20 protein-coding genes are annotated in these 25,271 nt (G+C 74.3%); 11 read left to right on the top strand and 9 right to left on the bottom strand.

What is annotated here, in order from left to right; genetic code table 11:
• Nucleotides 1-21: 21 nt before the first annotated feature.
• Complete coding sequence (locus tag ABZY20_RS27880; RefSeq protein ID WP_356444739.1) at nt 22-807, top strand: DeoR/GlpR family DNA-binding transcription regulator; 786 nt, start codon at nt 22-24, stop codon at nt 805-807.
• A 140-nt stretch (nt 808-947) separates the two neighbouring features.
• Complete coding sequence (locus ABZY20_RS27875) at nt 948-2,357, top strand: MFS transporter (RefSeq protein ID WP_356444738.1); 1,410 nt, start codon at nt 948-950, stop codon at nt 2,355-2,357.
• Nucleotides 2,358-2,573: 216 nt separating this feature from the next.
• Here ABZY20_RS27875 and ABZY20_RS27870 read toward each other — a convergent pair whose 3' ends face one another.
• The 4 genes from ABZY20_RS27870 to lnt form a co-directional block, all read right to left on the bottom strand.
• On the bottom strand, nt 2,574-4,526 hold the full coding sequence (locus tag ABZY20_RS27870; RefSeq protein ID WP_356444736.1) for a GAF domain-containing protein: 1,953 nt from the start codon (nt 4,524-4,526) through the stop codon (nt 2,574-2,576).
• A gap of 74 nt (nt 4,527-4,600) precedes the next feature.
• Entirely contained in the window at nt 4,601-5,401 is an 801-nt protein-coding gene (locus ABZY20_RS27865) for a 3-hydroxybutyrate dehydrogenase (protein WP_356444734.1), read from the bottom strand.
• 54 nt (nt 5,402-5,455) lie between these two features.
• Entirely contained in the window at nt 5,456-5,935 is a 480-nt protein-coding gene (locus ABZY20_RS27860; RefSeq protein WP_356444733.1) for an NUDIX domain-containing protein, read from the bottom strand.
• A 68-nt stretch (nt 5,936-6,003) separates the two neighbouring features.
• The gene (gene lnt / locus ABZY20_RS27855; RefSeq protein WP_356444731.1) at nt 6,004-7,611 is read right to left on the bottom strand and encodes an apolipoprotein N-acyltransferase; all 1,608 of its coding nucleotides are present in this window, start codon (nt 7,609-7,611) and stop codon (nt 6,004-6,006) included.
• A gap of 357 nt (nt 7,612-7,968) precedes the next feature.
• Between lnt and ABZY20_RS27850 the strand changes: the two genes are divergently transcribed.
• The gene (locus ABZY20_RS27850) at nt 7,969-8,976 is read left to right on the top strand and encodes a hypothetical protein (RefSeq protein WP_356444766.1); all 1,008 of its coding nucleotides are present in this window, start codon (nt 7,969-7,971) and stop codon (nt 8,974-8,976) included.
• 56 nt (nt 8,977-9,032) lie between these two features.
• Here ABZY20_RS27850 and ABZY20_RS27845 read toward each other — a convergent pair whose 3' ends face one another.
• Nucleotides 9,033-9,587, bottom strand: coding sequence for a hypothetical protein (locus tag ABZY20_RS27845; RefSeq protein WP_356444729.1), 555 nt, complete (start codon nt 9,585-9,587; stop codon nt 9,033-9,035).
• Between the two features lie 103 nt (nt 9,588-9,690).
• Nucleotides 9,691-10,476, bottom strand: a complete 786-nt coding sequence (locus tag ABZY20_RS27840; RefSeq protein ID WP_356444727.1) for an aspartate/glutamate racemase family protein — start codon at nt 10,474-10,476, stop codon at nt 9,691-9,693.
• A gap of 39 nt (nt 10,477-10,515) precedes the next feature.
• Here ABZY20_RS27840 and ABZY20_RS27835 point away from each other — a divergent pair, with 39 nt between their 5' ends.
• Nucleotides 10,516-11,709 carry a glycosyltransferase gene (locus ABZY20_RS27835; RefSeq protein WP_356444726.1) on the top strand — a complete coding sequence of 398 codons (1,194 nt, stop codon included), beginning with the start codon at nt 10,516-10,518 and terminating at the stop codon, nt 11,707-11,709.
• A 15-nt stretch (nt 11,710-11,724) separates the two neighbouring features.
• Here the strand turns inward: ABZY20_RS27835 and ABZY20_RS27830 are convergent, their stop codons facing one another.
• Nucleotides 11,725-13,053 (bottom strand): TerD family protein, encoded by a 1,329-nt coding sequence (locus tag ABZY20_RS27830; RefSeq protein ID WP_356444764.1) that lies wholly within the window; start codon nt 13,051-13,053, stop codon nt 11,725-11,727.
• 301 nt (nt 13,054-13,354) lie between these two features.
• Between ABZY20_RS27830 and ABZY20_RS27825 the strand changes: the two genes are divergently transcribed.
• The 4 genes from ABZY20_RS27825 (at nt 13,355) to ABZY20_RS27810 (ending at nt 18,102) form a co-directional block, all read left to right on the top strand.
• The gene (locus ABZY20_RS27825; RefSeq protein WP_356444724.1) at nt 13,355-13,783 is read left to right on the top strand and encodes a DUF6643 family protein; all 429 of its coding nucleotides are present in this window, start codon (nt 13,355-13,357) and stop codon (nt 13,781-13,783) included.
• Nucleotides 13,784-13,826: 43 nt separating this feature from the next.
• A complete protein-coding gene (locus tag ABZY20_RS27820; protein ID WP_356444722.1) occupies nt 13,827-14,654 on the top strand; it encodes an MOSC N-terminal beta barrel domain-containing protein in 828 nt (275 codons plus the stop codon).
• Nucleotides 14,655-14,829: 175 nt separating this feature from the next.
• Nucleotides 14,830-15,435: a hypothetical protein gene (locus ABZY20_RS27815; protein ID WP_356444720.1), complete on the top strand. Its 606-nt coding sequence runs from the start codon at nt 14,830-14,832 to the stop codon at nt 15,433-15,435.
• 225 nt (nt 15,436-15,660) lie between these two features.
• Entirely contained in the window at nt 15,661-18,102 is a 2,442-nt protein-coding gene (locus ABZY20_RS27810; RefSeq protein ID WP_356444718.1) for a right-handed parallel beta-helix repeat-containing protein, read from the top strand.
• 46 nt (nt 18,103-18,148) lie between these two features.
• Here ABZY20_RS27810 and ABZY20_RS27805 read toward each other — a convergent pair whose 3' ends face one another.
• A complete protein-coding gene (locus ABZY20_RS27805) occupies nt 18,149-20,494 on the bottom strand; it encodes a hypothetical protein (RefSeq protein WP_356444716.1) in 2,346 nt (781 codons plus the stop codon).
• A gap of 291 nt (nt 20,495-20,785) precedes the next feature.
• Here ABZY20_RS27805 and ABZY20_RS27800 point away from each other — a divergent pair, with 291 nt between their 5' ends.
• Nucleotides 20,786-21,622 carry a DeoR/GlpR family DNA-binding transcription regulator gene (locus ABZY20_RS27800; RefSeq protein WP_356444714.1) on the top strand — a complete coding sequence of 279 codons (837 nt, stop codon included), beginning with the start codon at nt 20,786-20,788 and terminating at the stop codon, nt 21,620-21,622.
• Between the two features lie 517 nt (nt 21,623-22,139).
• Here the strand turns inward: ABZY20_RS27800 and ABZY20_RS27795 are convergent.
• A complete protein-coding gene (locus ABZY20_RS27795) occupies nt 22,140-23,282 on the bottom strand; it encodes a PLP-dependent cysteine synthase family protein (RefSeq protein WP_356444712.1) in 1,143 nt (380 codons plus the stop codon).
• Between the two features lie 517 nt (nt 23,283-23,799).
• On the opposite strand from ABZY20_RS27795, the gene ABZY20_RS27790 reads away from it, so the two are divergent.
• Complete coding sequence (locus tag ABZY20_RS27790; RefSeq protein ID WP_356444710.1) at nt 23,800-24,123, top strand: hypothetical protein; 324 nt, start codon at nt 23,800-23,802, stop codon at nt 24,121-24,123.
• Nucleotides 24,124-24,306: 183 nt separating this feature from the next.
• Nucleotides 24,307-24,840, top strand: a complete 534-nt coding sequence (locus tag ABZY20_RS27785; RefSeq protein ID WP_356444708.1) for an ATP-binding protein — start codon at nt 24,307-24,309, stop codon at nt 24,838-24,840.
• Nucleotides 24,841-25,271: the final 431 nt, after the last annotated feature.

Genomic DNA, 25,271 nt, shown 5'->3' with positions numbered 1-25,271 from the left:
ACGCACCGCGAAGGACACTTGATGCCGCCCACCGGATCCCAGGCCCGGCGCGAGGAGATCCTGCGTCTGGCCACCACGACCGGCCTGGCCAGTGTCGAGCAGCTCTCCCGGCGCTTCGGCGTGACCGCCTCCACCATCCGCCGCGACCTCGCCCGGCTCACCGCCGACGGCAGGCTGGCCCGCACCTACGGCGGGGCGATGGCGCTCACCGCGCATCCCGAGACATCGCTGCGGCAGCGCACCATGGAGGCGTACGAGCAGAAGCGCGCCATCGCGCGGTGGGCCGCGGCGCAGATCCAGCCGGGCGAGACCGTACTGCTCGACGCCGGGTCGACGGTCGGGGCGCTGGCGCACGAGTTGCGCACGGCGAAGGACCTCACGGTCGCCACCACCGGGCTGACGGCGCTGCACGAGCTGGCGGACGTCGAATCGGTCCATGTGGAGTGCCTCGGCGGGACACTGCGTCCGCTCAGCCAGGCCTTCGTCGGCCCGTTGACGGAGGCGGCGCTGGAACGGATGACGTTCGACCGCGTCTTCCTGTCCGCGGACGGTGTGACGGCGGACGGCGGGATCTGCGAGGCGGACCTGCGGCAGACCCGGCTGAAGGAACTGATGACCCGCCGCGCCGCCCGCACCTATGTGCTGGCCCATGCGGCGAAGCTGGGCCGGGCCCCGTTCCACGCGTGGGCGGCACTGCCCTCCGGCTGGACGCTCGTCACGGACACCTCGGCGACACCGGCCGACGTGGCGCCGTTCACCGAGCGCGGCACACGGGTGGTGCTGGCGGATCCGGCGCCGGACGCCTAGGACGACACCGCTTTCATAGGGGGTGCACGCACTCCCCCGCCCTGAACTATGGTGTCCCACCACATACGCCTGCGTGGTGCGCGTTCCTACGGTGTGGCGACACGCAAACGTCCCCGTCGAAACGCCAGGAAGTGGTGCCGATGTCGTCGCCCGCCAGTGCTCCACCAGCTCCGAACAACCTCAAGCGCATCGTCGCCGCCTCCCTCATCGGCACCACCATCGAGTGGTACGACTTCTTCCTCTACGGCTCCGCCGCCGCGCTCGTGTTCAACCAGCTGTTCTTCCCCGACTCGGATCCGCTGGTCGGCACGCTGCTGTCGTTCCTGACGTACGCGGTCGGGTTCGCCGCCCGGCCCCTGGGCGCGCTGGTGTTCGGGCACTACGGCGACCGGCTCGGGCGCAAGAAGCTGCTGGTGCTGAGCCTGCTGCTGATGGGCGGGGCGACCTTCGCGATCGGCCTGCTGCCGACGCACGCCACCATCGGCACGGCCGCCCCGGTGCTGCTCACCGTGCTGCGGCTGGTCCAGGGGTTCGCCCTCGGCGGCGAATGGGGCGGCGCCGTCCTGCTGGTGTCGGAGCACGGGGACGCGCGGCGGCGCGGGTTCTGGGCGTCGTGGCCGCAGACCGGCGCCCCGGCGGGGCAGCTGCTGGCCACCGGTGTGCTGAGCCTGCTGACTGCCCTGCTGTCGGACGCCGCGTTCGGCAGCTGGGGCTGGCGCATCCCGTTCCTGCTGTCCGGGGTGCTGGTGATCGTCGGTCTGTGGATTCGCCTGTCCGTCGACGAGTCACCGGTGTTCAAGCAGGCGCTGGCACACGCCGAAGCCCGCAAGGCGGACGCGGAGGTGGAGAAGCTGCCGCTCGTCGCCGTGCTGCGGCACCACTGGCGTGACGTCCTGGTCGCGATGGGCGCACGTATGGCCGAGAACATCAGCTACTACGTCATCACCGCCTTCATCCTCGTCTACGCCACCGTCTCGGCCGGCGTCTCCAAGCAGACCGCTCTCAACGCCGTGCTGATCGCCTCGGCCGTGCACTTCGCGGTCATCCCGGCGTGGGGCGCGCTGTCCGACCGGATCGGCCGCCGGCCCGTCTACATGATGGGCGCGGTCGGTGTCGGGCTGTGGATGTTCCCCTTCTTCTCGCTGATCGACACCGGCGGCTTCGGGGCCCTGCTCCTCGCCGTCACCGTGGGACTGGTGCTGCACGGGGCGATGTACGCGCCGCAGGCCGCGTTCTTCTCGGAGATGTTCGCGACGCGGATGCGCTACTCCGGGGCCTCCATCGGCGCCCAGTTCGCCTCCGTGGCGGCGGGCGCGCCCGCTCCGCTCATCGCCACCGCGCTGCTGAACGACTACGGCAGCTCCACCCCGATCGCCCTGTACGTCATCGCCGCCGCCGTGCTCACGGTCATCGCGGTGGCGGTGGCGAAGGAGACCCGGCACCGGGACCTCGCCGATGTCGACCGCCCCGACGGCACCGGCACTGACACCGGCACCGGCACCGACGCGGACCGGTCCTCCGCCTCGACGAAGGACGCCCGCGCCGTCTGACCCGCCCCCCGATCCGGCCCCCGTGCGTCCAGGCGCACGGGGGCCGAGGTGTGCGAGGGCCCGGGCGTGCGAGGGTTCAGGCGGACGGCCTCCAGGCGTAAGGCCTCCCGGCGGACGGCCTCCCGACGGACGGGCTCCAGGTGTAGGACGACCAGGCGTAGAGGGCCCAGACCTACGAGGTCCAGGCCTAGGACGTCCAGGCCACAACATCCAGGCCTACGGAGATCCGTGCCGCTCCGGTGCCGACAGCCGGTGCAGCCGCAGCGCGAGCTGGATCTCCAGGGTGCGGGCCGGGCTCTGCCAGTCGTCGCCGAGGAGGCGGCCGACACGCTCCAGGCGCTGGGCCACCGTGTTCACGTGGACGTGCAGTTCGTCCTTGGTGCGGGCGGGGCTCATGCCGCAGGCGAAGTAGGCGTCGAGGGTGCGCAGCAGGTCGGTGCCGCGCCGGCGGTCGTAGTCGACGACCTGGCCGATGGTGCGTTCGACGAAGCCGGGGATGTCCCGGTCCCCGGCCAGGAGAAGTCCCAGGAAGCCGAAGTCCTCGGCGGCGGCACCGTCCCCGCGGCGGCCCAGGAGGCGCAGGGCGTCGAGGCAGCGCCGGGCCTCCCCGTAGGCGGTGGCCACGGAGTCGGGGCGCTGGGTGAGGTTCCCGGCGGGTGCGGAGGCGCCGACGGTGACAGGGGCGTGGACCGCTGTGCCGAGGTCGCGGGCGGCCCGGCGCGCGAGGCCGGTGCCGGTGTCGCCGGGGCCGAGGGGCAGCAGCAGGACGGTGCCGCCGTCGCGTGCGGCGGCCAGGCCGTGCCGCGTCGCGGCGAGGTGGGAGGCCGCGGCGGCGAGGCGTCTGCGGGCCTCCGCCTCCTGGCCGGCGTCGGCCGCTTCGCTCTCCAGGCGCGCGGCCAGCACCACGTGGACGGCGTCGAGGTCGGCGTGCAGACGGGCCGCGCGTTCCCGCAGCAGGCGCGGGTCGCGGTCGCGGGCGTCCAGCAGGTCGTCGAGCAGTTCCCCGCGGACGCGCTGCTCGGCCTCGGCGGCTGACCGGCGGGCCAGGAGCAGCAGCGACGTGACGGTGGCCGCACGCTCCAGGGTGCGCTGGTCGACGGGGTCGAGGCCGGGGTGGCCGCGCAGCACGAGCGCGCCGAGGAGTTCTCCGCCGGCGGCGACCGCCGCGATCCAGTCGTCCTCGTGCCGCACCGCGTGCCCGTCCGCGCGGGACGCCTCCAGTGCCGCGGCCGGTGCCAGGGCGGCCTCCGCGAACTCGACCGTGCCGTCGAGGACCTCCGAGACCGCGGCGGCCACGTCGTGCACCCCGCCGCCGCGCAGGACCAGCTCGGCGAGCCGGTCGTGGACGTCGGAGGCGCGCTCGATGACGCCGCTGCGGTCCCGGATGATCTCGTTGGCCCGCTCCAGGTCCGACAGGGCGGAACGCGTCTCGGCCAGCAGGTTGGCGGTGTCGATGGCGGCCGCGGCCAGGGCGGCGAACGACCCGAGCAGGGCGATCTGCTCCCGCTCGAAGACCCGGGCGCGGCGGTCGGCGGCGAACAGCACGCCGATCACGTGGTGCCCGAGCATCAACGGCACGCCGAGGATCGCGACGAGCCCCTCGTCGCGCACTCCCGTGTCGATGGTGAGGGTGTGCTGGAAGCGGTCGTCCCTGAAGTAGTCGTCGGTGACGTAGGGCCGGGCGGTCTGGGCGACGAGGCCGCCGAGCCCTTCGCCCATGCCGAGGCGCAGCTGCTGGAAGCGGGCCGCGACCGAGCCCTCGGTGACCCGCATGTAGGTGTCGCCGCGCTCGGGGTCGTTCAGGCTGAGGTAGGCGACGTCCGTGCCCAGCAGTGACCGGGCGCGCTGCACGATCGCCTGCAGCACGGCGTCCAGGTCGCGCAGTCCGGCGAGGTCGTGGGCGGTCTCGAACAGTGCGGACAGCTCGGCCTCCCGGCGGCGCCGCCCCTCCAGCTCCGCGCGGACGCGCAGGGCGAGCGGCTTGGCCCGCTGGAGCGCCTCCGTCCACTCGGCCGGCCGGCCTTCGGCGCGCGCCAGGAGCACCGGCTGCTCGTAGGCGTCGGCGGACGCGCCCCGGGCCAGGAGCTCCAGGTACGGCGTCTCGGCGCTCACCGGCGGGGCTTCGGCGCCGGTGGAGCGCTCGGCTTGCTGCACGTGTTCGCTGGGCATGCCCACAGGATTCACCATGACCCGTTCGTCCCGTCAGGCCTGTGGACAACTTCCGGGCCGACGGGTCCGGACCCTCAGTGGGCGGTCCAGCCGCCGTCGAGGACGAGGGAGGTACCGGTCACGAAGGACGCGTGCGGCCCGCAGAGGTACGCCACGGCCTCGGCGACCTCCTCCGGCTCGATGAGCCGCTTGACCGCGCTGTCCTGGAGCAGCACCTCGGACAGGACGCGCTCCTCGGGGATCCCGTGCGCCTGCGCCTGGTCGGCGAGCTGCTTCTCGACCAGGGCGGTGCGCACATAGGCGGGGTTCACACAGTTCGAGGTGACGCCGTGGGGCGCGCCTTCGAGGGCGGTGGTCTTGGACAGTCCCTCCAAGCCGTGTTTGGCGGCCACATAGGCCGACTTGTAGGCGGAGGCGCGCAGCCCGTGCACGGACGACACGTTCACGATGCGGCCCCAGCCCTGGCCGTACATGTGGGGCAGGGCACCGCGGATGAGCCGGAACGGGGCCTCCAGCATCACCGTGAGCACCGTGTGGAAGACGTCGGGCGGGAACTCCTCGATGGGCCGCACGAGCTGGAGCCCGGCGTTGTTGACGAGGATGTCGGTGCCGGCTGCGGCGAGCTCGGTGGCGTCCAGGTCGGTGAGGTCGAGGACGTGCGGCTCGACGGTGCCCGCGAGGCCGGCGCCCCGCTCGGCGAGGGCCTCCAGGCCCGCCGCGTCCCGGTCGACGGCTCTGACCTTGGCGCCGGCGGCGGCGAGCCGCAGCGCGCAGGCGCGGCCGATGCCGCCGGCGGCGCCGGTGACGAGCGCGGTGCGGCCGCCGAGGTCGAGCGGACTGGCGTGGGGGGCCGGGAGGACACGGGGCGCGGTCATGTCTCGACCCTAGGGAGCGCCCCTCCCCCGCCCCATGTGGTCACACCCCATACTTCAGAGGGGAGCAGTGGGGTCGAACCATGTGGGGCCGTCGGAGAGGGCCTGTTTGATCCGGAGCACGCCGAACTCGTGGAGATCGGGCAGGGCGTCCACGTCGAACCAGCCCACCTCGAGGGACTCGTCGTCGTTGACCCGGGCCTCGCCGCCGACGGCCCGGCAGCGCAGGGTGATGTCCATGTACTGGCAGGTGTCGCCGTTGTCGTACGTGACGGGGTGCAGCGCCTGGACGAGGACGACCCGTTCCGCCACGCAGCGCACGGCCGTTTCCTCGTAGACCTCGCGCACCGCGCACGCCGCGGGCTGCTCCCCCGGGTCGGGGATGCCGCCGATCACGGACCACCTGCCGGTGTCGGCCCGGCGGTTCAGCAGCACTCTGCCCTCGTCGTCGAAGACGAGTGCGGTGACCCCGGGGAGCCAGAGCAGCTGCTGTCCGGCGGAGGCGCGGAGGGTGCGGATGAAGTCGGGAGTAGCCATGGTCACGACCCTAAGGGGCCGGTTCGGGCCCCTTGGCTCGTTTCGGGCGGCGTGCGACCGGCGTACGGCTACACGTCACCGGCGCGTCGCCCGCGCATCCCGGCACCGACGGCCCAGCCCAGTCCGCCGGCCGCGACCAGCACGAGGGCGATCTCCGGCAGGACGCCCAGCCGGGTGGCAGGGGTCTCGGAGGACCGCAGCGGCACCTTCTGCACCAGCGAGTCGGCGACGAACATGCCCGTCTTCTGCGTGATCCGCCCGTCCGGCATGATGATCGCGCTCACGCCGCTGGTCACCGGCACGGTCACGGTGCGGCTGTGCTCGACCGCGCGGACGCGGGACATGGCGAGCTGCTGGTAGGTCATCTCGCTGCGGTCGAAGGTGGCGTTGTTGCTCGGCACGGAGATCATCTGGGCACCGTCGGCGACCTCGGAGCGCACGGCCCAGTCGAAGGCGGCCTCGTAGCAGGTGACGAGGCCGACCTCGGCGCCATCCATGGTGAACACGCCCGGCTCGGTGCCCCGGCTGAAGTCCTGGCGGACCATCGCCGTCCAGTCGCCGTTGATCGCCCCGATGAGGGAACGCAGCGGGAGGTACTCGCCGAACGGCTGGATCTGGCGCTTGTCGTAGGTGTCGACGGGGCCCTTCGCGGGGTCCCAGAGGATCTGCTCGTTGTAGAGCCTGCCGTCCCGCTCGACGACGCCGCCGACCGAGACGGGCGCGCCGATGGCCTTGACCGCCGCGTCGATCACGGCGCGGGCGTCGGGGTTGGCGAAGGGGTCGATGTCGGAGGAGTTCTCCGGCCACAGCACGAAGTCGGGCCGGGCGACCTCACCGGCCCCGACCCGGGCGGCCAGCCGTTCGGTCTCGCGGGCGTGGTAGTCGAGCACGGCCCGGCGCTGGGAGTTGAAGTCGAGGCCCGCGCGGGGCACGTTGCCCTGGATCACCGCGACGGTGACGCTGCCGTCCTCGGCCTGGCCGCTGACCAGCGGCCGGGCGGCCACGGCGCCCACGACCGGCACCGCCAGGCTCAGCAGGCCCACGGCCGCCGCGGCCCGCCGCAGCGTCCCCGTCCGCCGCCACGGCACGGCCAGGCGCACGACCTCGTAAAGGCCGAAGCCGCACAGGACCACGGCGAAGCCGAGGACCGGGGTGCCGCCCACCGCGGCGAGCGGCAGGAACACGCCGTCGGCCTGCCCGAACGCGACCTTGCCCCAGGGGAAGCCCTCGAACGGCACGCGCGCGCGTGCCGCCTCGCAGGCGATCCACACGGCGGCCGCCCACACAGGCCGGCCGGGCAGCCTCGACACGGCCGCGATTCCCGCGCCGGCCAGCGCGACGAAGAGCGCCTCGATCGCCACCAGGGCGAGCCAGGGACCCGGCCCGACCTCCACTCCGGTCCACACCAGCAGCGGCAGCAGGAAGCCCAGTCCGAAGAGGTAGCCCAGGCCCAGCCCCGTCTTCCAGCTCCGGCCGTGCAGTGCCCAGCCGAGGACGGCGAAGGCCGGCAGTGCCAGCCACCACAGGGCGCGGGGCGGGAAGCTGACGTAGAGGAGCAGGCCGGACAGGGCGGCTGCGGCGGCCGGGACGAGCCGCCGGACCCACGCGCGCCTCCCGGGCGCGGTGCGCGGTTCCAGCTGGTCCGGCTCGTCGACGGAGGTTGCGGTGACGGTCACTCCCGGAGTCTAAGTCGAGCGGCCCGGGGGCCGACAGCGCGGTCGGCCGAGGGCTGCCGGCACCGGCGGGCGCCGCAGGCCGGCCGCCGCCACCGGGCCTGCCGCAACGTTCCTGCTCATTTCGTCACGACACATCCCCAAACCGTCCACCAGCCGTTACGGTGTGCCGAAGCCTCAGTCGTGCGGCCGCTGCCGGCGCGTACGACCCGGGGGTCACACAGGTCGGGGGCGACTGGCGCGGGGGTCGGGTTGGGTCGGAGCGGGATGACGTCTGCGTCCGGGCCGGACGCGGACGGTGAAAGACGCGTCGTCCCGGAGGCGGACGGCGAGCGGCGCATCGTGTCGGACGCGGCGGGTGTGGTGGTCCTGGGGGCCTGCGCCGCCTGGTCCCTGATCACGGCGGCCGCGCACGACGGGCGGCCCGAGGGGGTGCTGCTGGCGGTGCTGGCCGTGGCGGCCGGGTACGCCGCGGGCCGGATCGGCGGGGCGCTGCTGCCGGTCGGCGCGCCCGTCGCCGGGGCGCTGGCCGGGATCGCGCTGACCGTCGCCGTTCCCCATCTCGCGCCGGGCCCGCAGGTCACCGCGCCCTTGGGGCATGCCGGGGCCACCGCTGCCGTGCTGGCGCTGTCGGCGGGTGCGGCCTGCTGCGCGGCCTGGGCCGCCCGCGCCGCGGCCATGCGGCTGGCGCTGCGTCTGCTGGCCGCCGGGATCGCGGTGCTTGCGGCCGCGCTCGGCTCGGTCGCGGGCTGCGTCGCCTGCCTCGCGGTGCTGGTGTGCTCCCTGGCCGCAGGCCGCGCCCGGCACCGCGGCGCCGCTCTCGCCGCGCTGGCCGCGCTCGGCGTGGTGGTGACCGGTCTGACCTGGGCGGTCGCCGCGGGCGCCGTACCGGGCGGGTTCACGACCGTCGTGGAGGGGCGGCTGACCCCGCACCGCGTCGAGCTGTGGCGGGACGCGTGGCTGCTGCTGCGCGAGAACGCCGCGCTGGGGACGGGTCCGGGCCGTTTCGGGGAGCTGAGCCCGGCGTCCGCGTCCCTGCCGTCCGACGGCAAGCCCCACTCGGCTCCCCTGCAGCAGGCGGCGGAGCAGGGTGTCGCGGGTGTGGTCCTGCTGGCGTCGGCGTTCGGCTGGATGCTCTTCGCTCTGTGGCGCGGCCCGCGCCCGGCCCCGGTGGCACTCACCGCGGGCGCCGCCCTGACGGCGGTGGCCGCCGTCGCGGCGGTCGGCAACGCGCTGAGCTTCACCGCGGTGTCGGTGGGGGCGGGTCTGCTGGCGGGCATGGCCACCGCACGTCCGCTCGTCCAGGCACCGTCGGGCCGTACGCCGGACCCGCGCCCGGGGGCCGCCGGACGCGCTCCCGCCTGGTGAGCACCGGAAGCGAGAAGGCTCAGTGCGCCGCCTGGTGATCACCGGGAACGCAGGGCTCAGTGCGCGGGAGCCCCCGGCTTCCTGGGACGCAGCCGGGCCCTGATCACCCGCACGGCCGCCTCCGCGTCGTCCACGGTGACCGTGAACGTGTGCCCGTCCCACAGCTCCAGCACGACGCCCTCTCCTCGTCGTACGACGACCGCGGTGCCCTTCTCGGGCCGCCAGCGGTAGCCCCAGCCGCCCCAGTGGCGCGGGGTGACGTGCGAGATGTACGAGGCGCCGGCCACATGGGAGAGGGGGATACGGCGGCGGGGCACACCGATGTGGCCGCAACGCACCTCGAGGTGCTCGTGGTCGACCCGCAGTGCGACATGGACGAAGGCGAGGGTCCCGAAGAGGACGAGGAGACCGGCGGCGATGCATCCGACGACGGCCATGACGAGCGGGGCGCCACCGGCGGTCCACGTGGGCTGGACGGCCAGCTCGATGCCGAGCGCCATGCAGGCGGCGCCCACGAGCGCCAGCAGCCACTGGACACGGTTGGTGGCGCGGCCGGTCCACACGTCGGGATGCGCGTGGGCGGCGTTCTCGCCGTCGCGGGGGTCCCTCATGCCATCGAGGGTACTCAGGTTTCGCTGCGCCGGTACCCGGCGCCGGAGCGCGACTGGGCCGCCCGGGGGCCGTGCCCGTCCGGGCGCAGGGAACGGCCGTCGCTCAGTTCGCGGGGCTGACCGCCTGCAGCGTCCGCCCCTCCTCGTACGCCAGGGCCGGCGCGGGCAGCGTGCCCTCGCGTCCGCTGAGCAGCACGGTGAGGGTGCCCTCGGGCGAGGCCCCCGGCGCGGGCCGGGCGCCGAGCCGGCGCAGGGCCTGGGCGGCGACGGCGCCCGCGGATCCGTGCAGCACGAGGGCCGGGCGGCCGGGGCGCCGGACGGCGGCGCGGATGCGCTCGGCGACCAGTTCGTAGTGGGTGCAGCCCAGGACGACGGTGGTCACCTCCTCGGGCGTCAGCGCGGCGGCGGCGGCCACGGCGGCGTCGATGGCGCTCTGGTCGGCGCGCTCCACGGCCTCGGCCAGACCCCAGCAAGGGACCTCCGTGACGGGCACCCCGTCGGCGAAGTCCCGGATCAGGGTGCGCTGGTAGGTGCTGCCGGTGGTGGCCGGGGTGGCCCAGATGGCGAGGGGGCCGCCGCCGGCGGCGGCCGGTTTGATGGCCGGGACCGTGCCGATGACCGGAAGCTCCGGTTCGAGGCGGGCGCGCAGGGCGGTGAGCGCGTGCACGGTGGCGGTGTTGCAGCCGACGATCAGGGCGTCGGGACGGCGCGCGGCCGCCGCCTCGGCGACGGCCAGGGCGCGCGCGGTCAGGTCCTCGGGAGTGCGCGGGCCCCACGGCATGCCGTCGGGGTCCAGGGAGAGCACGAGATCGGCGTCGGGGCGCAGCCGCCGAACCGCGGCGGTGGCCGCCAGCAGACCGATTCCTGAGTCCATGAGCGCGATCTTCACCCGATCACGATAGACGATGAGCGCTACGGCGCCGGTCCCGTGGGGCAGACTGCGCGCGTGAGCGCCGTTGTGTGGACTGCCGCTGGATCACTGCTCGCCTGGCTCTGGCTGCTGCTCTGTCAGGGCTTCTTCTGGCGCACGGACGTGCGGCTGCCGCCGCACCCGGAGCCGGACGCGTGGCCGTCGGTGTGCGTCGTCGTCCCGGCTCGCGACGAGGCGGCCGTGCTGCCCGCCGCGCTGCCGTCGCTGCTGCTGCAGGACTATCCGGGGCGGGCCGAGGTCTTCCTCGTCGACGACGGCAGTGGCGACGGCACGGGTGAGCTCGCGCGGGAGCTGGCCCGGCGGCACGGCGGACTGCCGCTGACCGTGAGTTCGCCGGGGGAACCGCCGGCGGGCTGGACCGGCAAGCTGTGGGCGGTGCGTCACGGCATCGGCCTGGCGGGCGCGCGTGACCCCGGGTACCTGCTGCTGACGGACGCCGACATCGCGCACGCGCCGGACAGTCTGCGCACGCTGGTGGCGGCCGCCCGGGCCGGCGGGTACGACGTCGTCTCGCAGATGGCGCGGCTGCGGGTGGAGAGCCTGTGGGAGCGGCTGGTCGTGCCAGCATTCGTCTACTTCTTCGCCCAGCTCTACCCCTTCCGCCGGATCGCCCGGGACGGGACCCGGACGGCCGCCGCTGCCGGTGGCTGCGTGCTGCTGCGGGCCGACGCCGCCGGGCGGGCGCGGATCCCGGAGGCGATCCGGCACGCCGTGATCGACGACGTGGCCCTGGCCCGGGCGGTGAAGGGCGGCGGCGGCCGGATCTGGCTGGGGCTCGCCGACCGGGTGGACAGTGTGCGGCCGTATCCCGGGCTGGCCGATCTGTGGCGGATGGTGTCGCGCAGCGCGTACGCCCAGCTGCGGCACCACCCGCTGGTGCTGGCAGGGACGGTGGCCGGGCTGGTGCTGGTGTACCTGGTGCCGCCCGCGGCGCTCGTGGCGGGCCTCGCGGCGGGGAGTGCGGCGGCCGCCGTCACCGGCGGTCTGGCCTGGCTGGTGATGACGGGGACGTACGTCCCGATGCTCCGCTACTACCGGCAGCCGCTGTGGCTCGCTCCCCTGCTGCCGTTCACCGCGTTCCTCTATCTCCTCATGACGGTCGACTCGGCGGTGCGGCACTACCGGGGGCGCGGTGCGGCCTGGAAGGGCCGCACCTACGCCCGTCCGGACGCCGTGCCCGAGGAGGGCTGACACCGCCGGGGAGGGTCACTTCCGTCCCGGGGTCCAGTTCATGCCCCAGCCGTAGGCGTGGTCGACGGTCCGCTGCGGGCTCACCCCGCGCTCGGGCACCAGGTAGCGCGCCTCCCGCTGGACGACCAGATCGCCGCCGGAGCTGGTGATCAGTGCCAGCGCGCACACGGGCGAGGGGACCGTGCACTCGTCGAGGGAGAACTCGATCGGGGCGCCGTGCTGCGGCTGGAGCGTGACGGTGGCGTCCAGGTCGGCGAAGGAGCGGGCGCCCTCGTAGATGGTGACGAACACGAGGATGCGCCGGAAGGCGTGCTTGTGGTCGAGGTTGACGGTGAGGTTCTCACCGCTCGCCACGGCCCCGGTGCGGTCGTCGCCGTCGAGGAGGATGAACGGCGGCTGGTGCAGCGAGCCGAAGGCGTTGCCGAGGGCCTGGACGACGCCTTTGCTGCCGTCGGTGAGTTCGTACAGCGCGCACAGGTCGAGGTCGAGGTCGGAGTGCATCGCGGCCGGGCGGCCGAACTTGCTGCTCCAGCCCGAGAACTGCTTGTGCACCTGCCAGTTGAGGTTCACGTGCAGGGCGCCGGAGGCGCCCCCCTGCTTGGTCAGGGAGACGGAGGGCGCCGCCTTGGTGAGCGTGACCTTGGTCAGGCGGACCGGCGCGGGCGCGGCGGGCGGGGGCGGCGGGGCCGCGGGTTGTGCCGCCGGCGGGGGCGGGTACGCCGCGGGTGCGACCGGAGACGGCGGGTACGCCGCGGGTGCGGCCGTGGGCGGTGCGGGCGCGGCGGGTGCGGGCGCCGGGGCGGCCGGGGTCGGCGCCGCCTGCTGCGGTTCGTCCACCGTGATGCCGTAGTCCGTGGCGAGTCCTTCGAGACCGCTGCTGTAGCCCTGCCCGACGGCGCGGAACTTCCAAGCCCCCTGGCGGCGGTAGAACTCGCCGAGGACGAAAGCGGTTTCGGTGGTGGCGCCCGGGTTGTCGAAGCGGGCGACGGGGGTGTCGCGGGCGGTGTCCCGGACCTCGATGTAGAGGTCGGGCACCCGTCCGAACGGGCCGCCGTCGGCGGAGGCGGCGAGGACGATCGTGTCGATCGCGGGCTCCACGCGCGCGAGGTCGGCCAGGAGGGTGTCGGTCACCCGGTCCCCGGCGGTGCGCTTGCCCTCGTGCCGCAGGGCGCCGGAGGAGTGCGCGGGCTGGTTGTAGAAGACGAAGTCCGCGTCGGAACGCACCTTGCCGCTCACCAGCAGCAGGGCGGAGGCGTCGGCGTCGGGCACGCCGGGTCCGGTGCGCCAGCCGACCTCCACCCGCAGCGCCGTGGTGGGCACCGGAGTGTTCGAACCCTTCAGCATCTGCATGTCGCCCCCATCGCCTGTCGCCGTCCGGGAAGGTCCCGGCCGTGCGCCGAGTCCGTCCGCACAACCTACTTCCGTCCACGGCGGACTCCCACGCAGCGTGCACGGCCGCGCCGAAGACCGGTGGCCAACCGCCGGTAACCCGCTCGGAACTCGGCCTTTACACGATCAGAACCCTGTCTAGTGCCCCTTTTTGCCGAGTTCGCTCGCATTGGGGATACCGGGTCACTGCGGACACGGAAAACAACCCTCTTATCGGTCTCCCCAACCAGCACATCGTGGGCTTAACTTATGTGCCATGACCTCCCCCCGCTCCACCTATGGCGGCGGCTACTACTCCGCCTCCTTCCCGGACACCCCGATCTACGACAGGCTCGTCGCCGAGCGGGGCACCCCGCAGATCGCCCCGATCCGGGTCCCCGCGCAGTACGACATGCCGGGCGGCAATCTGCCCGCCCTCCCGTCCGCGCTGCCCGCGCTTCCGGCGGCCCCCTCCCAGCCCGCCTACGGCTACCCGCAGGCGCAGCATCCCGCGCCGCTGCAGCAGGCGCCCGCGGCGTACATCCCGCAGCAGGCGAGCGCGCCGCGCGGCTACCCCGGCCCGCAGCCGCAGCAGCCGCGCCCGGTGGCGCCCGCGGGTTACGAGGCGATGCGCCCGGCGGCCCCCCGCCCGGCCCCGGCCCCGTACCAGGACCCGTACAACAACCAGCAGTACCGCGGATACTGAGCCGCCCTCCAGGGCTGTCGGCGCCGGCTGGCACGATGGCCCCATGGGGAACGCTCACCTGCACTCGATCCACGTCCACCCGGTCAAGGCGGTCAAGGGCCTCGCGCCCCGGGAGGCCGCCGTGGAGCCCTGGGGGCTGGCCGGGGACCGGCGCTGGGCGCTGATCGACGACGGGGGAAGGGTCCTCACTCAGCGACAGCGGCCACGCCTCGCCCTCGCCGCCGCCGAGCCTCTGCCCGGCGGCGGCGTCCGGCTGTCCGCGCCCGGCATGGAGCCGCTGGCCGTGCCCGTGCCCCGGCCGGAGGTCCGGGTGCCGGTGCGGATCTTCGGCGACGACGTGACGGCGGTCCCGGCCGGTGAGGACGCGGCGCACGCCTGGTGCAGCGCCTACCTGGGCATCGGCGCCCGTCTCGTGCACCTGGACGATCCGGCCACGCGCCGTCCCGTCGACCCCGAGTACGCGCGGCCCGGCGAGACCGTCTCCCTCGCCGACGGCTTCCCCCTGCTGCTCACCACGACGGCCTCGCTCGACGCCCTCAACGCCCTGATAGCAGAGGGCGAGCACGCGGCCGAGGGGCCGCTGCCCATGAACCGCTTCCGGCCGAACGTCGTCGTGGCCGGCACCCCCGCCTGGGCCGAGGACGGCTGGTCGCGCCTGACCATCGGAGAGGTCGGCTTCCGGGTCGCCAAGACCTGCGGACGCTGCGTGGTGACCACCACCGACCAGGACACCGCCGAGCGCGGCCGTGAGCCCTTGCACAGCCTGGGCAGGCACCGCCGGCTCGACGGGAAGCTGGTCTTCGGGCAGAACCTGGTGCCGCTGTCCCGGGGGACGATCCGGGTCGGCGACCCGGTCACGATCCTGCGCTGAGGCGGGCGTGGAGTTTCCCCGCCGGGGCGGGAACCGCGCCGCGCGGCCGCGCGTTGGCGTGGATGAGAAGTCCATGAGAGGACCACGGAGAGGTGATGTCGCTCCCTCTTCGGCGGGTCCCCGCGTGGACGGCTCGGCCGTGGGCCGTCACGGAGCGGGAAGGGGGGTGCGGGCGGTGCGAGCGATCGGCGGACTCTGGCGCTGGCGGCGCAATCCGCTCTGCCGCGCGACCGATCTGGCCGAGGCCTGGGTGGCCCTCGCGGCCCTGGTCCTGATCCTCCTGGCCGCCCCGGTCACCGGATTCCTCGTCGGCGCCACCGCCGAGGAGGCCCTGCAGCGCTCCGTCCGCGCGCAGCACGAGACCCGGCACCCGGTCACGGCGAGGGTGGTCCGCCCCCTGGCCGGCTCGCCGCTGGACACCGACCCGGAGACGTCCACGGGCAGGGAGCTGCGCACCCGGGTCCTCGCCGACTGGACCGCGCCGGACGGCACTTCACACCGAGGCTCGGTCCTGGCGGCTCTGAGGGACCCGCGGCAGGGCGACGAGTTCCGGATATGGACCGACCGGCACGGCCGGATGGTCGCCCGCCCCCTCGACTCCGCGACCGCGTCGACACACGCGGTCCTGGCCGGCTTCGGCGCGGCCCTGGCGGCGGGCGGACTGATAGAGGGCGGCAGACGGCTGATCGTCTGGCGCATGGTGCGCCGCCGGTACGCCCGTTGGGACCGGGCATGGGACAAGGCGGGGCCGGACTGGGGCAGGACGGGCACCGGCAGCTGACAGCCTCACGGCTCTGGTCAACCCACCACCCGTGCGCACGCTACGGTGGTCCGGCCGAACCCGTTCGGCACAACCCGCGCGCGAGCGAGCAGGAGGGGCGCGCCGGTGTCGACGCCGCGTGCGCGCCCAGGCCTCCGGGCCGGGCACGGCCGCGGTCCCGGCAGCGGCAGCGTCCCGAGGGCGAACGAGCCATCAGTACGACCGAGGTGGGGGCACAGCTACACCATGGCACAGGGCACGGTCCAGGTGATGCACACCGGCACGTCGCGGTGGCGGCGCCGCACGGGTGAGTACACATCGCTCGCCGCCGCCCTGGAGGCCGCGGCCGACGGCGACGTCCTCACCGTCGCGCCCGGCACCTACCGGGAGAACCTCGTCGTGCAGCGGGCCGTGACCCTGCGGGGTCCGGAGAACTCCCCCGGCTCGGTGCGGATCGCGCCCGTGGACGGGGTGCCGCTGACGGTGCGCGCCTCGGCCGTGGTGCAGGACCTGCTCGTCGAGGGCCAGGACGCGGCCGCCCCGGCGGTGCTCGTGGAGGAGGGCACGCCCGAGCTGCGGGACGTGCGGGTGGTGACGCGGTCGGCGGCCGGGATCGAGGTGCGCGGCAGCGCCCGGCCCACCGTCCGGCGCTGCGCGGTCGACAACCCCGCGGGCATCGGCATCGCCGTCCTCGACGGCGCGGGCGGGGTGTTCGAGGAGTGCGAGGTCGTCGCGGCCGGCCAGGCGGGCGTGGCCGTGCGCGGGGGCGCCCACCCCCGCCTGGAGCGCTGCCGCATCCACCACACCTCGGGCTCCGGCCTGTCGGCGACCGGGGAGAACTCCGCGCTGGAGGCGGTGGGCTGCGAGGTCTACGAAGTGCGGGGCAGCGGGGTGCAGGTCACCGGCCGGGCCACCGCGCACCTCACGGACTGCGACGTGCACCGCACGACGGCCGACGGGGTCACGCTCGACACGGACGCGGTGCTGACGCTCGCCGACTGCCGTATCCACGACATCCCGGAGAACGCGGTCGACCTGCGCTCCCGCTCCGTGCTCACGCTGACCCGCACGACGGTGCGGCAGTTCGGGCGCAACGGCCTGTCGGTGTGGGACCCGGGCACCCGCGTGGACGCCAACCAGTGCGAGATCTTCGACAGCACCGGCGACTACCCGGCGGTGTGGGTCAGCGACGGCGCCACGGCCGTGCTGGACTCCTGCCGGGTGCACGACGTGCCGGACGCGCTGTTCGTGCTCGACCGCGGTTCGCGCGCGGACGTCGTCGACAGCGACCTGTCGCAGGTGCGCAACACGGCCGTGTCGGTGAGCGACGGCGCGACCGCGCAACTCGACGACTGCCGGATCCGGGACGCGGCGACGGGCGCCTGGTTCCGCGACCACGGCAGCGGCGGCACGCTCAGCAACTGCACGCTGGACGGCACCCAGACCGGCGTGATCGTCACCAAGGGCGCCGACCCCACGGTGGAGCGCTGCACGGTCGACTCCCCGGCGGAGGCGGGCGTCTACGTCTCGGCCGGCGGCCGCGGCAGCTTCCTCAACTGCCGGGTGACGGGCAGCGGCGGCTACGGCTTCCACGTCATCGACGGCAGCCGGACGACGCTCAGGAAGTGCCGCACGGAGCGCTGTGCGCGCGGCGGTTACGAGTTCGCGGACAGCGGTGCCGACGGGGCGTCCACGGCGGGTCCCGTCGTCGAGGACTGCACGAGCGACGAGAGCGGGGGCCCGCGGACGCCCGCCGCACGCGAGACGGCCGTGCAGACGGCGGCCCGCACCCCGGGCCTGCTGGGCCCGGTCCCGGCGCAGCGCACCGAGCCCGAGCCCTCGGCGCCGGCCCCGGTCGCGGAACCCGTGCAGCAGGCCCGCAGCTCCAAGGACGTCCTCGGTGAACTCGACGCGCTGGTGGGCCTGGAGAGCGTCAAGCGCGAGGTGCGCGCCCTCACCGACATGATCGAGGTCGGGCGGCGCCGGCAGCAGGCGGGCCTGAAGGCGGCCTCGGTCAAGCGGCACCTGGTCTTCACCGGCTCCCCCGGCACGGGCAAGACGACGGTGGCGCGGCTGTACGGCGAGATCCTCGCCTCCCTCGGGGTGCTGGAGAAGGGCCACCTGGTCGAGGTGTCCCGGGTCGACCTGGTCGGCGAGCACATCGGCTCGACGGCGATCCGCACCCAGGAGGCCTTCGACAAGGCCCGCGGCGGCGTGCTGTTCATCGACGAGGCGTATGCGTTGTCCCCCGAGGACGCGGGCCGCGACTTCGGCAAGGAGGCCATCGACACGCTCGTGAAGCTGATGGAGGACCACCGGGACGCGGTCGTGGTGATCGTGGCGGGCTACACGGCCGAGATGGAGCGCTTCCTGTCGGTCAACCCCGGGGTGGCGTCCCGTTTCTCACGGACCATCACCTTCAGCGACTACGGCCCCGAGGACCTGCTGCGGATCGTGGAGCAGCAGGCGGAGGAGCACGAGTACCGGCTGGCGCCGGGCGCGAAGGAGGCCCTGGAGAAGTACTTCACGGAGCTTCCGAAGGGCCCGGCGTTCGGCAACGGCCGTACCGCGCGGCAGACGTTCGAGGCGATGGTGGAGCGGCACGCGAGCCGGGTCGCCCAGCTCGAGGAGCCGAGCACGGACGACCTGACGCTGCTGTACGCGGAGGACCTGCCCGAGCTGGTCTGAGGAGCCGCCCGGACCGCGGGCGGCTCCCGTCCGGGCCTGGTGTGCCTCAGGCCGCGGGGGGTTCCGGCTCGTCGCGCGGTGCCGGCAGGCCGGGCCGCAGTCGGGCCAGGAGCATGCGGCGTTCCTCGGCGAACACCGGGTCCGCCTGGTAGTCGGAGTGGCCGAGGATCGGCGCGGGCAGCGGCAGCAGGTCGGTGCGCCCGTGGGCGAGGGGGTCCTTCAGGGGCGGGTGGTCGACCTGCGGGCCCCGGTCGCCGGGCAGGCCCACCGGGCCGCCGATGGGGTCGGTGAGCCGGTACAGGTTGCGCCAGCAGTCGACCTCCCGGTGCAGGGAGCTGAGCGCGGCGGGCCCGAAGTGCGCCGGGAACCAGCGGCCGTAGAGGCGCTCCAGGGGCGAGCCGTAGGTGAGCAGGGCGACGCGTTTGCGGGCGGACGGGGCGAGTTGCCAGGCCGCGGCGGCGGCGAGGACGCTGCCCTGGGAGTGCCCGGAGATGACCAGCCGGCCGCCGGTGACCCGGGTCCAGGTCGCCATCCGCCAGGTCAGGTCGGGTACCGCGCGCTCGGCGTAGCAGGGCGGGGCGAAGGGGTGGGCGGCGCGCGGCCAGAAGGTGCCGACGTCCCAGAGGATACCGATGGTGCGGCGGGCGGCGGCGTCCTTGTAGGCGCGGCGGCCCCAGGTGACGAACAGTATGAAACCGAGTCCGATCAGCCAGGAGCCGAGGGCCTGGGAGGTCTCCGCGGCGCCGTGCACGATCGGGTAGGTGCCCTGTGCGGCCTCCCCGGGGGTCCGGTCGGTGGTCAGGGCGCCGACGAGGGCAGCGGCGCCGAGCAGCAGGGTGACGCCGGAGGTGACGGCGACGATGCGGGGGCCCCGGTCGGTGAGCGAGGCCATGGCGCGGGTGTAGACGATACGGCGGGTGCGGGCCCGGTCCCGGGCCTCGTCCGGGTAGTCGCGGGCCACGGCCTCGCGTTCGGCGCGGGCGAGCCGCCAGGCGCGGTGGGCCAGCCAGGCGACCAGCCCCAGCACCACCACGAGCAGCGGCGGGATCACGGACGCCTGCCAGGTCAGCAGGACCGGCGGGCCCTCGATCGAGGTGCCGGTGCCGTCAAGCCAGTCGGACACGCGCTGGGAGACGCCGCCGGACATCACCCCGCCGAGGGCGCAGGCCAGCATGGCGACGGCGGGTCCGCCGAGGCCCCGCAGCACGGCACGGCGGCCGGGGTCGGTGCGGTGCAGCACGTGGGCGACGACGGCGAGGACGATCACGAGCAGTCCCTGGACCAGGGCGATGGCGCCGAAGGTCGCGTCCCCCGGCAGCCGGCCGGCCGACTCCCATCCGGGGCGGTCCCAGCCGGCGTACACCAGGGTGAGGGCGAGCAGGAGGAGGGCGGCGAGCGGCAGGCGATGTACAAAACGCTCGTCGAGTTCCCGGTCGACGCGCCGCTCGCTGCGGCCCCGGCGGCACACCACCCACACCACGGCCACCGCGCAGGCCGCCAGGGCCGCTTCGAGGAGCAGGCCGAGGGTGTGCAGGACGGCGGGGCCGCCCGGCGCGCGGTCGTGGCGGGCGGCGGCGCTGCCGACGGCGGCGGCGACCGTGATCAGTCCGGCGGCGGTGTGCGCGGCGCGCAGCCGGGCCACCAGCCGCCGTCCGTACCAGAAGCCGGGCCGTCCGAGCGCGGTCGGGCCGGGGTCCTCGTCGGGCTGCGGGTCGCGGGCGAGGGGCTGCTGGGACTCGTAGTCGCTCCAGGTGCGCCGGGACAGGTACCACAGCAGGCCGGTCAGGGCGGCCGGGACGAAGGAGGCGAGGGCGAGCCGGCGTCCGGGGCTGCTCCACCAGCCGCCGTCCGAGACGGTGGGCGACAGGAAGCCCAGCCAGGAGTGGCGGTCGGCGCACGTGCGCGTGCCCGCGCACTGCCAGGCCGCCAGGTCGAGGGCCACCTCGCAGGCGGCCGCGACGAGCAGGACCGTCAGGGTGAGCCCGGCGAGGCGCACCAGGAGGCCGTACAGGCGCACGGTGCGGCGGCGGCCGGGGGCGCTGGGGCGCATCCAGTGGGCGAGGTTGACGACCATGAACGGCAGCAGCAGCAGCCACAGGGCGCGGGTGCCGCTGCCGGAGGTGAGGTTGCACCACACATAGGCCTCGGGCACCGGTCCGTCGCGGCGCCGGTCGTCGGGTCTGTGTTCGGCGTCTACGTCGTCGGCGCGGCGGAAGATCGCCGCCGTGCCGTCGCCGGTGATCCGCTCGACCCGCGGGTCGTTGAGCATCTCCTGCGGCGTGGTGCCCCCCACGCCGTGCACCAGGAGTTCCAGGGCGGCCCCGGTCTCGCCGGGCCGCCGGGCGGGACCGGCCGGTCCGCCGGTCGTGGCTTGTTCCCGCGCACGTTCCACTGATTCGCACTTCCCCCGTGACACGCCGTCGGCTCCGTCCGTGCGGGCACAAGGATCTCCACTTCCGCGGTCGCCCACACCTGATGTCACGGAATCTCCCCGATCCGTGATATGAGGAGGGCGGCGGTTCGGCCGTCGGCGGCCTGCGCGCGACGCGCGGTCGGTGGCGCCGCCGGCCGCCCGACGTGCAAGGATGGGACGTCCGCGCACCGGAGACGGGGATTATGTCCTAGTCGGGGAGGGTGTGCGGGGCGTGTCGGACGGCATTGAGGCGAAAGGACCGGAGCGTACGTGAGCGAGAATCAGAACCTCCTCGCGGAGCAGCGGCGATCCCTGATCCTCGACGAGGTCCGCCGCCGGGGCGGTGTCCGGGTCAACGAGCTGACCCGCAAGCTCGGCGTGTCGGACATGACGGTCCGCCGCGACCTCGACGCGCTCGCACGCCAGGGCGTGCTGGAGAAGGTGCACGGCGGCGCGGTCCCGGTGGTCGAGGCGAGTACGCACGAGCCGGGTTTTGAAGCCAAGTCCGGTCTGGAGCTGTCCGCCAAGGAGGACATCGCCCGGGCCGCGGCCAAGCTGGTCGCGCCGGGCGCGGCCATCGCGCTGTCGGGCGGTACGACGACGTTCGCGCTCGCGCAGCAGCTGCTGGACGTACCGGACCTCACGGTGGTCACCAACTCGGTGCGGGTCGCGGACGTCTTCCACGCCGCGCAGCGCACCTCCGGTCCCCGTCAGGGCGCGGCCACGGTGGTGCTGACCGGCGGGGTGCGCACGCCCTCCGACTCGCTGGTGGGGCCGGTGGCCGATCAGGCGATCGCGGCGCTCCACTTCGACCTGCTGTTCCTCGGCGTGCACGGCATATCGGTGGAGGCCGGTCTGTCGACGCCGAACCTCGCGGAGGCCGAGACGAACCGGCGGCTGGTGCAGTCGGCGCGGCGGGTGGTGGTCGTCGCCGACCACACCAAGTGGGGCAAGGTGGGGCTGAGTTCGTTCGCCTCGCTGGAGCGCATCGACACGCTCGTGACGGACGCCGGCCTGCCGGACGAGGCGCGCGGGGTGGTGGCGGAGCATCTGCGACGGCTGGTGGTGGCCGGGGAGCCGGAGCCCGAGGACGAGGCGGACATCTGACGGTGCGCCGGCCGAGGTGACGCTTCCGGTCGTCGCCCGCTGCCGCCGAGGAGGGCTCCGTCCATGCCCCACCGTCCGCGCCCGGCAGTACTCGACCATCTCGCCGCCGCTCCGCTCCGGCTCGTCGCCGCGCGGGGCGTCTCCGCCCCGGCGGACGCGGTCCACCGCGCCCCGGAGGACGTGTCGGGCCGAACCGACTGGTTTCCCCGGATGACGTCGGCCCGGCCGGTCGACGGGGGTGCGGGGCGCGACGTCACACTCGCCGGGGCGCACGGTTCCGGGAGCCGGTCCTCGCGGCGAAGGAACCCGAGGTGTACGCCTACCGGGCCGACGTCACGAAGGTGCCGGGGTGCGGGCGATCGTCGAGGAGTGGCGGCTCACGCCGGCCGACGGCGGCACCGGGTGCGGTGGACCTTCGCCACGGACGGCGCGGCGGCGTACCGGTGCGCCCCGCGGGTGTTCCGGGCGGGGCGGGAGCGGGCGTTCCGGGACGCCGTGACCGCGCCGGACCGCCGCCTCACCGCGCGGTGTCCCCGTTGCCCGGCCAGACGCCCGTCGCGAGCAGCGAGTCGATCGCGTCGGTGTACGGCTCGATGTCCAGCCCCTGGGACGCGAGCCAGGTGTCCGAGTAGTACTTGTCGAGATACCGGTCCCCCGGGTCGCACAGCAGGGTCACGACGCTGCCCTGTCGCCCCTCGGACACCATCTCCGCGACGATCTTCAGCGCGCTCCACAGGCCGGTGCCGGTGGAGCCGCCCGCCTTGCGGCCGATGGCGCGCTCCAGTGCCCGGACGGCGGCGACACTGGCCGCGTCCGGCACCTTCATCATCCGGTCGATCGCGCCGGGCACGAAGCTGGGTTCCATCCGGGGGCGCCCGATGCCCTCGATGCGGGAGCCGCAGTCACAGGTGACGTCCGGATCGCCGGTGGTCCAGCCGTCGAAGAAGCACGAGTTCTCCGGGTCGGCCACGCAGACGCGGGTGTCGTACTGCATGTAGTGCACGTAGCGCGCGAGGGTCGCGGAGGTGCCGCCGGTGCCCGCCGTCGCGACGATCCACGCCGGCTCGGGGAACCGCTCCCTGCGCAGCTGGCGGAAGATGGATTCGGCGATGTTGTTGTTCCCGCGCCAGTCCGTGGCCCGTTCGGCGTAGGTGAACTGGTCCATGTAGTGGCCGCCGGTCTCGGCCGCGAGCCGGGCGGACTCCTCGTACATCGTGCGGGGGTCGTCCACGAAGTGGCACCGGCCGTCGTGGAACTCGATGAGGCGGATCTTCTCCGGGCTCGTCGTACGGGGCATGACGGCGACGAAGGGCACGCCGATCAGCTTCGCGAAGTACGCCTCGGAGACGGCCGTCGAGCCGCTGGAGGCCTCGATGACGGGCCGATCCGGACGGATCCAGCCATTGCACAGGCCGTAGAGGAAGAGGGAACGGGCGAGGCGGTGCTTGAGGCTGCCGGTGGGGTGGGTCGACTCGTCCTTCAGATAGAGGTCGATGCCCCAGTGGCCGGGCAGGGGGAACTGGAGCAGGTGGGTGTCGGCCGAGCGGTTGGCGTCCGCCTGGACCCTGCGGACGGCTTCTTTGAGCCACGCGCGGTACGCGGCGTCACTGTGGTCGACGTCGAGGGTCACGCCGGTCCGGGTCTGCTGAGGGGTGCTCACGAGAGGGCTCCTAACGCTGCGCGCCGACGACGGGTCGCGCGGCCGGCACACCGCATCATAGGCACCTTCAGTACGCTTCTCACCTGCATAAACGCATCTTTGAGCCCCCCAAAGCGCCCCCAGGGGCAGAGGCCGGTGCAAGGGGGCGCGCGGTCCCGGGGGCGCATTCGGGAGCGTGCTGCGGGCGCCCCCCGCGGAGGGGGTCGCGGGCACTGGTGCTCGACGCCGGGCGGGGGCAGACTGCATCGCGGGACCAGGCCCCCAGGGGCGTCCGCAGGTACGACGCGCCGCCCGGGCGGGCTGTCCGGGAGCGGGGCGGACACCGGTGGAGCAACGCTCCGGCCGGGGCGGGGACAGTGCCGGACGAGGATCCGGCGGGGACACGTACGCGCCTTCGACCGAGGCCGGCGCACGGCCCGGAGCCCCGCCCGCGGACGGGGCACACTGGACCAGGGACACGAACCCGTACCGAGCCGGGTACGGGCGGGGACACCGACGCGCAAAGGGGGCGGGTGACATGGGAGAGCCGGAGTTCCGGGCCGCGGGCGTACGGATCGGGAAACGGCTGCGCTCGCTCACCCGGGCCGGACAGGTCCGGATCAGCGACGGCCGGCTCGAGCTGCTGACCAGCTACGGCAGCGAGATCGACAGCGCGCCGGTGCAGGCGGTGCGCGCCTCCAAGCCCTGGTTCGGGCCCGAGGACCGCGCCACGGCGGACCTCAACGGCAAGCGGTACCTGCTCACCCTGGGCGATCACGACCCCGCCCCGGGCGAGCCGGGCCCGCCGGCCGCGCGGCGCTTCATCGAGGCCGTGCGCCGGGCGTCGGGACGTGACGACTGAGATGTCCGCGACTTGCGGTACCTCACCCCCTGCGTCACTCTGGTCTCACGTCACTCTGGGTTTACCGGCGATAACGCTGCGAACCAGCCCGCCGGCCACGACAGCGGGCGGCAGTGTCACGAAGGCGCCCTGCTGGATCCGAACTCCGTGTTCTTCCGGACCTCACGTCGGGGAGTCGCAGCCGTGATCAGCTACCCAAGCAGGCACTGCACGGTGGAGCTCCAAGCCCTGCCGTCGCGGATCGGCCAGGTCCGCAGAATCGTATCTGCGCAATTGCGCTACTGGCATCTCGATGCTCTGATCGACCGGGCCTCGCTCGGCGTGACGGAGCTGCTGTCCAACGTCCACCGGCACGCCCAGCCCGACAAGACGTGCACCGTCGAGATGGAGCTGCTGCTCGACCGGCTCACCGTCTCGGTGCGCGACGCCGATCCGCGGATGCCCGTGGTCGACGACGCCGAACCGCTGGCGACCTGCGGGCGAGGGCTCGCGATGGTGGCCGCCATGAGCGAGAGCTGGGGCGTCCGGCCGGACGGCGAGTCCGGCAAGGTCGTGTGGTTCACCCTGCCGACGACCGCCCCCGCGGTGGCCGCGCCGGCGCGCCGCGCGCGGCGTGCCGTGCCGGAGAAGGCCGCGCACCGGTTCGCCGAACTCGGGCCCGCCACCGAAGGGCTGCGGCCCGACCATGCTCCCGCCCGGTCCGCCGTTGCCGGTTGACCGGGCGGTGACCACCGTCCCCTCGGGCATCCCGGCGACGTACGCCGCCGGGTGCCCTCCCGGGGCGCACGTCGATCCCTGGCGCCGGTGCGCGGAACATCCGGGCGTGCCGCGCGCCGGGCCCAACGCGCATCCCTGAGCACACCGGCCGTGAGCCCCGACGAGGGCTCGGCCGGGAGTCGCGCGGCCGGTATCGCGCAGGCGAAGCGCTGGACGCGCCCTCGATCAACCGGGCCTGCACAGCGGCCGTGTTCGGACCCGCCGGAAGGGTGCTCACGAGCGCGCACCGGCCGCGAGCCCCGCCAGGGCACGGGAGCGAGCCGCGCGGCCGGTATCGCGCACTCGGCCTCGAGCAACAGCGCCCGACCTTGGGCGTGTTCGGGCCCGCCGGGGGAACTCACCACCGGGAGCCGCCCGGGCGAAGCGCTCCA

This window comes from Streptomyces sp. NPDC006624 (genome assembly GCF_040611555.1).
In the GTDB taxonomy this organism is placed as follows: domain Bacteria; phylum Actinomycetota; class Actinomycetes; order Streptomycetales; family Streptomycetaceae; genus Streptomyces.
The sequence above is the reverse complement of the archived record's forward strand: the minus strand, read 5'-3'. Positions and strand labels throughout refer to the sequence as shown.